Raw genomic sequence first — 10,935 nt, forward strand, 5'->3', positions numbered from 1 at the left:
GGTGTCATACCCGGCTGCCGCTGTCCTGGCCGATCGGGCCGTCCTGGCGGATGGGGCTGGTCAGCTCCTTGCCGAGCCGGTCGACGAGCTTGTGCATGCGGTACGAGACAGCCTCCATGTCCACGTGCTGGGTGGTGGAGACCGCGAGATGGGCGCCTTCGCCGGCGGCGACGAGGAAGACGTACCCGTGCGTGAACTCGATCAGCGTCTGCCGCCACGGCGTCTCGGGCCGGTCGCAGAACTCCGCTGTACTGCGACTTATGGACTGCACCCCCGAGAGTGCCGCGGCCAGCCGGTCGGCGTCGTCGCGGCTGATGCCGGCGGAGTGGGCCCGCAGCATGCCGTCGGCCGAGAGCAGGATCGCGTGCAGCGCCTCCGGGACTTTCAGCACTTCATCGAGCCCAACTCGTTGTTCGTGGGCTCGATCATCCTTGGTGGTTCCCTTCTTCGGCCGGTGCGGCCGGTCCGGTCTGTGCGGCCGGTTCGGCCCGTGCGACCCGTCCGGTCTGTGCGGCCGATTCGGCCTGCGCGGCCTGTTCGGTCTCCTGGGCGTGGTCGGCGCGGCCCTGACGGGTGCCGCGCGCGTAGGCGCCGAGGCGCCGGGCGGTCTCCTCGGCCGAGCGGACGTCCTCGACGGAGGGCGGGGCCGCGGCGGAGGGCGGGGCCCCGGCACAGGTACGAACGCCCCGACGTCTTCCGGGGCAGACTGGTCCGGCAGTGCAGTGACACGTACCAGCTGGTCACCTGGCAGTCGGACGAGATGGAGTACGTCCGCACCCCGGGCCTCGTGCGTCAGGTGCCCGATCCCGACTACCGCTTCCTGTTACCGATCTCGGGTGAGCTGGTGCTGCGGCAGGACGGCCAGGAGATCCGGCTGCCGCCGGGCACCGGGAGTCTGCTGACGCTCGGCGCGCCGTTCGAGTTACTGCACGACTCAGCCGTAGAGGGGTTCGTCCTGTCGGTCCCGGCGCAGGAGATCGACGGCCCCCTGAACCGGAAGTCCCCGCTGGCCAAGGGACTTGATCTGACCAGCGGCCTCGGCGCGGTGGTCGACGGCATGCTGCACAGCCTCTACCAGCAGCGCGAGGCCCTCACCACGGCGCACTTCGACGCCGTCACGGACCGCGTCGTCGAGCTGCTGTGCATGCTCGCCACCGGGGACGACCGCCCGGACGCGCCGGGCCACCTGACCGAGGTGGAGGCGGTGGTCCGGCGCTATGTACGCGACCACGCCGACGACCCCTCGCTCACCGGTACGACGATGGCGCGGGCCCTCGGCTGGTCCCTGCGGCAGGTGCAGCTGGCACTCCAGCGCGCACCACCCCGCGGGACCTGATCCGCGAGGAACGTCTGCGGCTGGTGCGCGACCGCCTGCAGTGCGCGGAGTGCCAGCACATGACGATCACGGACCTGGCCTACGCCTCGGGCTTCTCCTCGGCGAGTGCTCTGAGCACGGCGTTCCGGCAGCGGTACGGGGTGACGCCGCGGGAGATGCGCAACGGGTGCCGCTGAAAGGTTGGTGGACAACGCCCTGCTGTACGGAAACGCGAGTGCCGCACCTTCGCTTATGCACCGACGCGGACAAATCGACACTTCGACTGTGCACTTCGGAAACGCGTACCGCGCCAACAGTGCAATGTCGCAATGGTTTCACTCTTCGAACCCCCTCTAGCCTGAGCACGTCGTCCGGAGGGGGAGGGGGCGGACAACGCATCTCCCCAGGACTTCCGTCGAGCGTCTGAAGGGAAACCCCAGTGACACCTGCCCACTGGCCCGCGAGGGCTGACAAGCGAAACGGGATCATTCCCGTCACCGCGGCGAAGTGCGCGCGGAACGCGGCGATCTGGGCGCTGCTCGACCGGCGCACCGCGAGGCCGGGTCAGGAGGGCGCCGTCCGGCTGTCCTCCGTGGCAGCCGGCCGTTCTGCGCGCGGCTGATTCAGCGCCGGCCGCCCGGTGAGCAGGTATGCCGCGATACCGATGTCCGCGATGGTGACAACGTCCGTGTCATGAACGCTGATCGCTGTCGTGGTGGCATCGATGCCCAGCATGGCCGAGGCGTCGGCGGTGTGGTGGCGCACCGTTGCGTCCGACAGTCGCAGGGCCTGTGCCGTTTGCCGCACCGAGAGGTTGTGCTCGAGCCATACCGTCAAGGTGGTGAGCAGGTCGCGGGGATCGGACCGCACTTCCCGGAGCCGCTGTTCGGCCCATTCCCGGACGGTGCCGGGCTCGGCCTGGAGGAGATGCGCGAAGTCGGGAGCGCCTGCCCGCTGTGATGTGTCGGGGGCGTCGGGCAGGTGTGCGGTTTCGGGGGCGTTGGACCAGTGTGCGGTCTCAAGGGCGTCGGGCAAAGGTGCGGTCTCGGGGGCCTTGGACAAGGGCGCGGTCTCGGGGGCCTTGGGCAGGGACAGGATGTCCAGGGCCAGCAGAATCAGGATCCGGTCGTTGATGGTGTTGAGGTCGAGTCGCAGCAGGCTTCCTGCCTTCGCCAGACGCTGGCGGAGTGTGTTGCGGTGAATACCGAGGCCCCGGGCCGCCTCACTGGGCTTGAACGACAATCCGGTGGGGAGCGTCTCGAGGATCGGCCGGTACTCGGGTGCCAGCACAGGAGCGAGGAGCGCTTGTGCCCAGGCGCGGGCGGCGTTCCGGGGCAGCAGTGAGGCGACTTTGGGTTCGGCGCCGACGCTGATGCGCCGCGGGCTGCGGGCCGCGTGACGCACGGCCTGCGCGGCCTCGGCGTATCCGGCACCGCTGGCCACGAGAGCGTAGGGCAGGCTCTCGCCCATCAGCAGCCAGTCGCGGGTACTGATCATCCGGTGGAGGTCGGAGGCGACGCCGGTCTCCTGGTGGCTGGGTGTGATCACTATGATCTGCCGGGCCTTGCCGGGGCAGGGTGAGACCAGGGCCCGCCCGTGGAGGGTGCGTTCGCACCAACGCAGGGTGGGTTCGCGGTCCTGGGGCCCGGTGTCGATGACCCGCACGCGGGTTGTCTCGGTGTCCATCAACTCGGGAGCGATCGTGTTGGCGACGACCTGCCCGGTCACGATGTTTCCCCCGAGGAAGAGCTGGGTGGCAGCCTGACTGACCGACCGCGGTGCCAGCACCGCGGCCTGGTGGTCGCGGCGGGCCTGCTCGCACAGCCCCAGGAGCTTGGCGGCATGGCGGATGAGATTTCCGGCCGCCACGTCGAATGGCCGATGAGAGGCGGCGGCGAGCACCGCTCCGTCCTCCGCGCCATGGATCTGGACCAGGCGGCTGTGCTCGGCTGCGTCACCCTCTGCTGTCTCGTCACCCTCTGCGGCCTCGTGACCTTCTGGCGCCTCGTCACCCTCCGCGGTCTCGTCGCCATCTGCTGCCTCGTCACCCTCTGCGGTCCGGCCCACGAGGGCGCGTGCCAGGTTGGCGAGGCCCTCGGGAGCGGCGGCGAAGACGCCTCGCTCGGCGGAACTCACGACGACGTCGGCGTTCAGGGCGGCCGCCAGCCAGGACACGATGCCGGCCGTCGCGTCGGGATTGGCCAGGCGGGACGGCAGACGGTTGAGAAGCCCGTCCAGTTGCTCGACGTGGCGCTCCGCCGAGGCGGCTCTCCGCTGCTGCAGATGCGCATTGACGCCTGCCCACTCGGTATCCGCGGTCGACATGAGCAGCGGCAGCCGCAGGCTCTCGGCGAGGGTACGAACACTGTCCGGGACGCGGAGCTCGCGCCCGGGTGTCTGCAGAACGAGAGCGGTTGCCCGGCGTTCCTTGAGGTAGCGCAGGATGTCGACGAGAGCGGCTGCCGCCGCGTGGTTGATGTCGCTGTTCAACGTGATAAGAGCGACGGCTTCGGGTACCGGCGGGTGGCCCGGGTTGACTGTGGCCCGCGCCAGGGGAAGAACGGCGACTTCGGTCACCCTGGCGTCGCCGTGGACCCGGGCATGGACGGGATTGACGAAGCGAAGCCGCAGGTCCGGTCTTTCATTGACCAAGTAGCCGAGGGTAGGCATTTCTCCTTCCCTTTCTTGCTCGACCAGGCTCCAGGAATCCGGTCCGTGTGCTGTGGTGCGTCAGTTCTGCCATCCCGGCCCTACCTGCTGCCTGTTCAGGTGCTGAGGCGATCGGTACGGCACATCGCTCATGACGATCCCTGAGGATCCTGGTGCAGGCGAAAGGGCATGTCAACGAAGACCGGTGGGCGCCGATGCGGTGCGACGTCGTCGGTCCTCGCGCAGGGCGAGGACCTCGCGCGGCGGAGCAACGGCCCAGTGTGCAGGGTCAGTTGGGTGCCGCGCCGTGCGTGCGGCGAGGGCGCGGCGATCGGGGTGGACGGGGCTCCGGCATGACCGGCCGCCGCAGCGGGACGATCCGTAATCGCCACTGACACGAACAACCTCGCGGCGCAGGTGAGCAGGAGTCGCAAAGTCTCGGTGAACTTCTCCAAGTCCGCTTTTGCGTAAGGAGTTTGCCACTCTCTGTACTGCTAAGATCGCCCCACTTTTCCAGTAGGCTGCGGCCGCGTCATGCGCGCTCGGGGGGGCAGCCGCTAGGGCCCCATCGCGAAGGAGTGACGGGTGGCCCGCCGGTACGGTCCGCGGCCGCCATCGGCCGACGACCTCGGCCAGGGCCGTCAGACAGGTACCTGCTCCTGTGATGATGCGACTTGAAGAGAGCCTCATGACGTCATTGATCAAGGATCCGCTGCTGTGGATCCTGATAGCTGTCTTTCTCGCCGGACTTGGCGCGATCTTGCGTGCCCGGAAGACCAACATGGCACTCCGCGGCCACAACGCCGTCCTGCAACGCGAGCGGGACACCGCCCTGTCCGAGCAGTATCGGCTGGTCACGGAGAGCGGCCAGCTCACTGCTGGGTACGACGCGGCCCTCCAGCAGGTCCGCAAGGACGCGGAAGAGGAGACCAAGACCGTCCTCAAGTCGGCGATGCGGACCCTGCAGGTCCTGACTGAGGAGCAACAGCGCAGCATCGACCAGCTGCAACAGAAGTACGGCGACGACGAGCACATCCTCGCCGACCTGATGCGTGTGGACCACATCAACAGCCAGGCCAGCCGGCGTGCGCAGGGCATCGCGGTGTTGTGCGGTGGCTGGCTGGGACGGCGTGATGCCATCGTCTCGGTGTTCGACGTGGCCCGCAGTGCTCAGGGCCGGATCCGCCATTTCGACCGGGTGAACATCCGAACGCAGGCGAACGTCTCGGTCGCCAGCAGGGCTGTCGAGCCGGTGACGGTTGTGCTGGCCGAGCTGCTGGCCAATGCCACCAACTACTCGGCGCCCGGCACTCCCGTCGAGATCAACATCCAGCCCGTTCCGACGGGTGTGTGTCTGATCGTCGACGATGCCGGGCTCGGCATGAGCCAGGAGGAGAAGGACCGCGCCGCCGCGCTGCTGGCCCCGACCGGTCCGGTCGACCTGACCAGCCTGGGCAACCCGCCCAAGTTCGGGTTCGCGGTCTCCGGCCTGCTCGCCACCCGGTACGGCTTCAGGGTTTCGGTCGACTCCGTCTCCCCCTACGGCGGCGTACGCGCGGTGATTCTGGTGCCCGACAGCCTCCTGACCACCGAGACCCCCGAGCCCTCCGCCGGCGCCGCAGCGGACGAGAGCACCGTCGAAGGGTCCGCCGGGGCGCAGCCGCTCACCCCACGGCGGATTCCGGCTCCGGTGGCCCCGGTCGGGAGGACGGCGGGCGGCCTGCCCAAACGCCGGCGCATGACCCCGGTATCGGCCATGCCGCACCCCGAGGTGGAGGACCTGGAACACAGCAGCACGACAACCGCGCAACTCGGGGCGTTCCAGCGCGGAATGCTGCGGGCGCGGGAAACAGGAACAACGGAAGGACCCGAAGACCAGTGAATCCCGACCTGTCGTGGGTGCTCAACGACGTGCTGCAGGTACGCGGTGCCCGACACGCGATTCTCGTCTCGGCCGACGGCCTGCTGCTGGCGCAGTCCAGCGAGATCGAACGCGACGACGCGGAGACCAACGCTGCCGCAATGAGCTCGATGCAGTCGCTGAGCCGGGCCGTCGCTCCCTTCGTCGGCGGCGGCAAGGGCATATGGAAGCAGACCCTGCTCGAGTACGACGGCGGCTGGATCTTCCTGATAGCCGCGGGACGAGGCGCCTATCTGGCCGTCTCGGCAGGGTCGGACGTCGACATGGAGGCCATGTCCTTCCGGATGCAGCAGCTGGTGGGCGCCGTGGGAAAGGCGATGAGCACACCACTACGTGAGAAAACCGGAACCGACGTATGACTACGCCTGGTGAGGAAGACCCGGTCACCAGCAATTTCGTCCGTTCCTACGTGATCACGGGCGGCCGGCCCATGCCCTCGGCCGATGGCCTGGCCCTGCACACCCTGGTCACCCTGGCCCCGGACCGGGAAATGCCCAGGCAGGCCAGCCCCGAGGTACGCGCCATCTGGGAGCTGTGCGCCCCCGGCTACCTGGCCGTGGCCGAGGTCGCCGGCCGGCTCGGACTGCCCGTGGGCGTCACCCGGTTACTGCTGAGCGACCTGTTCGAGCAAGGGCACCTGCTGCGCCGCGCGGCGCCACCACCCGCCCAGGCCGTCGACCGAGAAACCATCGAAAAGGTGCTGCATGGACTCGAATCCCACTTCGGCTGAGACGATCTACGTCTCGGATGCGGTGACCACCGCGGTGAAAATCCTGGTCGTGGGGCACTTCGCCGTGGGCAAGACGACGTTCATCGGCTCGCTCTCGGAGATCCCCCCGCTGCGCACCGAGGAGAAGATGACCCAGGCGTCCGCCCAGGTGGACGACCTGCGCGGAGCACCGGACAAGGTGACGACCACAGTCGCCCTGGACTTCGGCCGGCTCACCGTCGGCGACGACGTCGTGCTGTATCTGTTCGGCACGCCGGGGCAGCAGCGCTTCATGCAGGTGTGGGAAGACATGGCCCGCGGCGCACTGGGCGCCCTGATCCTGGTCGACCCCTCCCGGCTGGCCGAGACCTTCCCCGTCATGGACCTCGTCGAGTCCTACGGCCTGGAGTACGCCATCGCCGTCAACAGTTTCGACCCGCTCAACCACTACGAGCAGAGCGAAGTCCGCGAAGCACTCGACCTGCTCCCCCACACCCCCGTCGTGTACTGCGACGCCCGGGACCAGAAGTCGTCCAGCCAAGCACTGATCGCACTCGTCAGACATCTGCTCACCCGCGCGGCCTGAACCGGCACTGCCCCAGGCGCCCCGCGGCACGAGCACACCAGGCACGAAGGAACAACTCATGGACTCAATCCCCGTCGCCGCCCCACACGGCAGCCCAGCACGCTGCCCGATGCACGGGCTGGACTTCGCCGCCGACCCGAACCAGATATACGACCGGTTGCGCGCCCACGGTCCGGCGGCCCCCGTCGAACTCGCCCCCGGAGTGGACGCCACCCTCGTCACCAACCATGAGGCAGCCCTGCGGGTGCTGCAGAACACCACCCTCTTCTCGCGCGACTCCTCGACCTACTGGGCAGCACTGCTGGAAGGCCGCGTCCCCCTCGACACCCCGGTCCTGCCGATGATGGCCGCCCGCCCCGGCAACTGCCTGTTCACCGACGGCGCCGCGCACAAGCGGCTGCGCACCGCGGTCTCCGAGAGCCTCGCCCGGCTCAACATGAGCCGGCTCCGCCGTGACGTCGACCTGATCGGTGACTACCTCATCGACCAGTTCAGCGAACGCGGCACGGCCGACCTCCTCAACGACTACGCCCGCATCCTCGCCCTGCTGCTGTTCAACAAACTCTTCGGCTGCCCCGCCGACATCGGCGACACCCTCGCCACCTCGATGGCCGCCATCTTCGACGGCAAGGACGCGCTGCGCGCCAACGAGGACCTCACCGCCTGCCTGCTGGAACTGATCGCCATCAAGCGACGCCAGCCCGGCGACGACATGACCTCCTGGCTCATCCAGCACCCCGCGGGTCTGACCGACGCGGAGCTCACCGACCAGCTCGTGATGCTGATGGGCGCCGGCGTCGAACCCGAGCGCAACCTGATCGGCAACACCCTGCTCCTGCTGCTGTCCGACCAGGGCGCGAACATGCTGATCGAGGAAGCCCTCGACAACGTGCTGTGGAACCACACGCCCATCGCCAACTACGCCACGCACTACCCGCTGAAGGACATCGACCTCGGTGGCGTCCCCGTCGACGCCCACACTCCGCTGGTCATCAGCTTCGCCGCCGCCAACAGCGACCCCGCGCTCACCTCGGCACGCCAGTCCCTCAGCAAGGGCGCACATCTGGCCTGGGGTGCCGGAGAGCACGCCTGCCCGGCCAAGTCACCGGCTCAGGTGATCGCCGTCACCGCCATCGAGAAGATCCTCAACGCCCTCCCCGACCTCAAGCTCGCGGTCCCCGCGGAGAGTCTGCAGTGGCGGCCGGGCCCCTTCCACCGGGCCCTGGTCACCCTGCCGGTGTACTTCACCCCCACACCCGCGTCCCGAGTCGCCGCGGCACTGAACGCGACCGACTCCCGTAACCCGGCGGCCCTCCCGGCACAGACGCCCGCCCCCGCGATGCCGCGAGCGGAAGGCAAGCCGGCGAAGAAGAAGGGCTTCTGGAGCACCTTCCTCGACACGTTCCGGCTCTGACGGCCCCTGGTCACGATCCGGCTCTGACGACCCTTGGACACGATCCGGCTCTGACGGCCGACGCCGTGCGGAGCACCCGCCGCCGGGTGCTCCGCACGGGGCGACATACCGACCACGGCATGTGACGGGTGCAACACGGGCAGGCGCATAACGAACCGGCCACGAAGGGTAGATTTCGCCGGTAACGGTAACGCCGGCTTAAGGAGCTCCGCGTGACCGCTGTCGGTGACATAGGCGGCAAAACCACTGACCGCAGAGCCGTCATCTCCGTTCTGCGTCGCCTGCGATCCCCCGCAGGGCAGAGCAACCCCTTCCCTCTCTACGAGGAACTGCGCGCCATGGGGGACGTCGTCCCCGCCCCCTGGGGCGGGCACTTCGTCACCAGCTTCGAGCTCTGCAACCAGATCCTGCGCGGCAGGAACTGGCTCGTACCGGACTTCGCCTGGCTTGACCGCCAGACCGACACAGAACGCTGGCGGGCTCCCGCCACCCGGGAAATGTTCAACACGCTGTCCCGGCTCAACGCCCCCGTACACACAATGCGACGCCGCAGCCTCGGCAGGCTCTTCGACCACTCCACCGTCGAAGACATGAGGCCACAGGTCGAAGCACACGTCGGGCACCTCCTCGAGGACCTGGAAACCCAACTGCGCGCGCACGGTTCGGCCGACTTAGTCGCCACCGTCAGCGACCCGCTGCCCATGCACACCATCGGCCGCTGGCTCGACATCCCCGCCGAGGACTACGCACACATCCTCGACTTCACCCACCGCCAGGTGCACGCCCAGGAACTCCTGCCCAGCAAGAGCGAGTTGGCGATATCCGCCAAGTCGACGATCGAGATGAGGCAGTACTTCACAGAGCTGATACGCCGGCGCCGCGCGAGACCCGGCGACGACGTCCTCTCCGACTGGATCCGTCACTGGGACAAGGAAGCGCCGGACGACCGGGCCGGTGCGGACGAGGTTCTGTACTCCCTCACCATGTTCGTCACCATCGCCTCGCTGGAGACCACCGCGACCCTGCTCTCCTCCCTCGTCCGCCTCCTCATCGACGAACCGTCCCGGTGGGACTGGCTGCGCCGCCACCCCGAGCACATCGACAACGCCGTCGAGGAGACCCTGCGCTACGACCCGCCCATCCACCTCAACAGCCGCTTCTCTGCCGAGGACACCGTGCTGTCCGGGGTGCCGATCGCCAAGGACACCACCGTGCACGTCATGTACGGCGTCGCCAACCACGATCCCCGGGTCAACGAGAACCCCCACGTCTTCGACATCCTGCGCGGCGGAGGGGCCCACCTCACCTTCGGCGGCGGTGTGCACTACTGCCTGGGCGCGGCCCTGGCCCGTCTGGAGGCGCACACGCTTCTCAGACATCTGCTGAAACGATTCCCGACGCTGCGGCCCGCTGCCTCCCCGACCTATGCATCCCGGATGGTGTTCCGCTGCATGACCTCTCTGAGAGTGACGACATGAGCGCCTTCCCCACCCCGGACACCCGGACGAAACCCGACCTGAAGGTGTTGCGTACGGACCGCCAGGCCCAGGTCCTGCACATAGAGCTGCACACCCCCGAGGCGGGCAACGCGGTCACCGAGGCCATGCTGGACGAACTGCTCATGGTCCTCGACGACCCGGATCCCACGGTCCGCGTCATCGTGCTGTCAGGTGCCGGATCGGACTTCTGCCTCGGAGGAGACCGCACCGAACTCACCGACTACCTGGCCCAGGATCCAACCGGCGGAGGCATCCGCACGTCAGGCATCAAGGCCCGGCGCGTCTGCGAGGCACTCACCAGCAACCCGGCCGTCACCATCGCCAAGGTCCAGGGCAAAGCCATCGGTGCCGGCCTCGCCCTGGTCCTCGCCTGCGACTTGCGCGTCGGCGCCGAGAACGCGACTTTCCGGCTGCCCGAACTCGCCCTCGGCCTGCCCACCGCCTGGGGCGGCCTCCTCCCCCGCCTGCTCAGCGAAGTCGGCTCCTCCCGCGTACGCGAACTCATCCTCACATGCAGAGCCTTCGACGCATACGAAGCCGTGAACCTCTCCGTCCTGCACAATGTCGTGCCCGAGGATGACCTGGATCAGGCGGTTGCGGCGTGGGCCAGGCCCATCCTGCGGCGCCCCCCGGGCGCACTACGGGTCACCAAGAGCCTGCTCAACTCCTACGCCGCAGCCTCTCGTCTCTCGGACACGTCCGCTCTGGATTCGGAGTTGATGGCCTCCGTGGTGGCTGCCGAGCACTACTCACGAGCCCATCCGCAACGGCGCACGGGGCATCTGTTCTGACGTCATTGACACACCAGGGCGGGGCGCCGGAGGGGAGCACCCGCGGCCCGC

11 protein-coding genes are annotated in these 10,935 nt (G+C 68.5%); 9 read left to right on the forward strand and 2 right to left on the reverse strand.

All coding sequences use genetic code 11. From position 1 onward, the window contains the following. Positions 1-4 precede the first annotated feature (4 nt). Entirely contained in the window at positions 5-340 is a 336-nt protein-coding gene (locus EF387_RS02280; protein WP_420802518.1) for a roadblock/LC7 domain-containing protein, read from the reverse strand. A gap of 420 nt (positions 341-760) precedes the next feature. Here EF387_RS02280 and EF387_RS02290 point away from each other — a divergent pair, with 420 nt between their 5' ends. After that, the gene (locus EF387_RS02290) at positions 761-1,336 is read left to right on the forward strand and encodes an AraC-like ligand-binding domain-containing protein (RefSeq protein WP_274388916.1); all 576 of its coding nucleotides are present in this window, start codon (positions 761-763) and stop codon (positions 1,334-1,336) included. A gap of 23 nt (positions 1,337-1,359) precedes the next feature. After that, entirely contained in the window at positions 1,360-1,512 is a 153-nt protein-coding gene (locus EF387_RS49350; protein WP_274388917.1) for an AraC family transcriptional regulator, read from the forward strand. A 367-nt stretch (positions 1,513-1,879) separates the two neighbouring features. Here the strand turns inward: EF387_RS49350 and EF387_RS02295 are convergent, their stop codons facing one another. Beyond that, positions 1,880-3,967 (reverse strand): helix-turn-helix domain-containing protein, encoded by a 2,088-nt coding sequence (locus tag EF387_RS02295; RefSeq protein ID WP_238431300.1) that lies wholly within the window; start codon positions 3,965-3,967, stop codon positions 1,880-1,882. A gap of 685 nt (positions 3,968-4,652) precedes the next feature. Here EF387_RS02295 and EF387_RS02300 point away from each other — a divergent pair. From EF387_RS02300 to EF387_RS02330, 7 genes are all read left to right on the forward strand, one after another. Further along, positions 4,653-5,846 (forward strand): ATP-binding protein, encoded by a 1,194-nt coding sequence (locus EF387_RS02300; RefSeq protein ID WP_128374770.1) that lies wholly within the window; start codon positions 4,653-4,655, stop codon positions 5,844-5,846. After that, the gene (locus EF387_RS02305; protein ID WP_128374771.1) at positions 5,843-6,244 is read left to right on the forward strand and encodes a roadblock/LC7 domain-containing protein; all 402 of its coding nucleotides are present in this window, start codon (positions 5,843-5,845) and stop codon (positions 6,242-6,244) included. The genes EF387_RS02300 and EF387_RS02305 overlap by 4 nt, the downstream gene beginning before the upstream one ends. Beyond that, positions 6,241-6,615 carry a DUF742 domain-containing protein gene (locus EF387_RS02310; RefSeq protein ID WP_128374772.1) on the forward strand — a complete coding sequence of 125 codons (375 nt, stop codon included), beginning with the start codon at positions 6,241-6,243 and terminating at the stop codon, positions 6,613-6,615. Before EF387_RS02305 ends, EF387_RS02310 begins: the two co-directional genes overlap by 4 nt. Further along, a complete protein-coding gene (locus tag EF387_RS02315) occupies positions 6,590-7,180 on the forward strand; it encodes a GTP-binding protein (protein WP_128374773.1) in 591 nt (196 codons plus the stop codon). Before EF387_RS02310 ends, EF387_RS02315 begins: the two co-directional genes overlap by 26 nt. Before the next feature lie 58 nt (positions 7,181-7,238). Then, positions 7,239-8,594, forward strand: a complete 1,356-nt coding sequence (locus EF387_RS02320; protein WP_238431301.1) for a cytochrome P450 — start codon at positions 7,239-7,241, stop codon at positions 8,592-8,594. A gap of 212 nt (positions 8,595-8,806) precedes the next feature. Beyond that, a complete protein-coding gene (locus tag EF387_RS02325; protein WP_238431302.1) occupies positions 8,807-10,072 on the forward strand; it encodes a cytochrome P450 in 1,266 nt (421 codons plus the stop codon). Then, positions 10,069-10,884 (forward strand): enoyl-CoA hydratase/isomerase family protein, encoded by an 816-nt coding sequence (locus EF387_RS02330; protein WP_128374774.1) that lies wholly within the window; start codon positions 10,069-10,071, stop codon positions 10,882-10,884. The genes EF387_RS02325 and EF387_RS02330 overlap by 4 nt, the downstream gene beginning before the upstream one ends. Positions 10,885-10,935: the final 51 nt, after the last annotated feature.

The organism is Streptomyces cavernae (assembly GCF_004023625.1).
Lineage (GTDB): Bacteria > Actinomycetota > Actinomycetes > Streptomycetales > Streptomycetaceae > Streptomyces > Streptomyces cavernae.

Coding starts and splice junctions, on each gene's coding strand:
- EF387_RS02290 (WP_274388916.1), top strand. CDS start 761: ATGGAGTACGTCCGCACCCCGGGCCTCGTGCGTCAGGTGCCCGATCCC.
- EF387_RS02330 (WP_128374774.1), top strand. CDS start 10,069: ATGAGCGCCTTCCCCACCCCGGACACCCGGACGAAACCCGACCTGAAG.
- EF387_RS02280 (WP_420802518.1), bottom strand. CDS start 340: ATGCTGCGGGCCCACTCCGCCGGCATCAGCCGCGACGACGCCGACCGG.
- EF387_RS02320 (WP_238431301.1), top strand. CDS start 7,239: ATGGACTCAATCCCCGTCGCCGCCCCACACGGCAGCCCAGCACGCTGC.
- EF387_RS02310 (WP_128374772.1), top strand. CDS start 6,241: ATGACTACGCCTGGTGAGGAAGACCCGGTCACCAGCAATTTCGTCCGT.
- EF387_RS02300 (WP_128374770.1), top strand. CDS start 4,653: ATGACGTCATTGATCAAGGATCCGCTGCTGTGGATCCTGATAGCTGTC.
- EF387_RS02315 (WP_128374773.1), top strand. CDS start 6,590: ATGGACTCGAATCCCACTTCGGCTGAGACGATCTACGTCTCGGATGCG.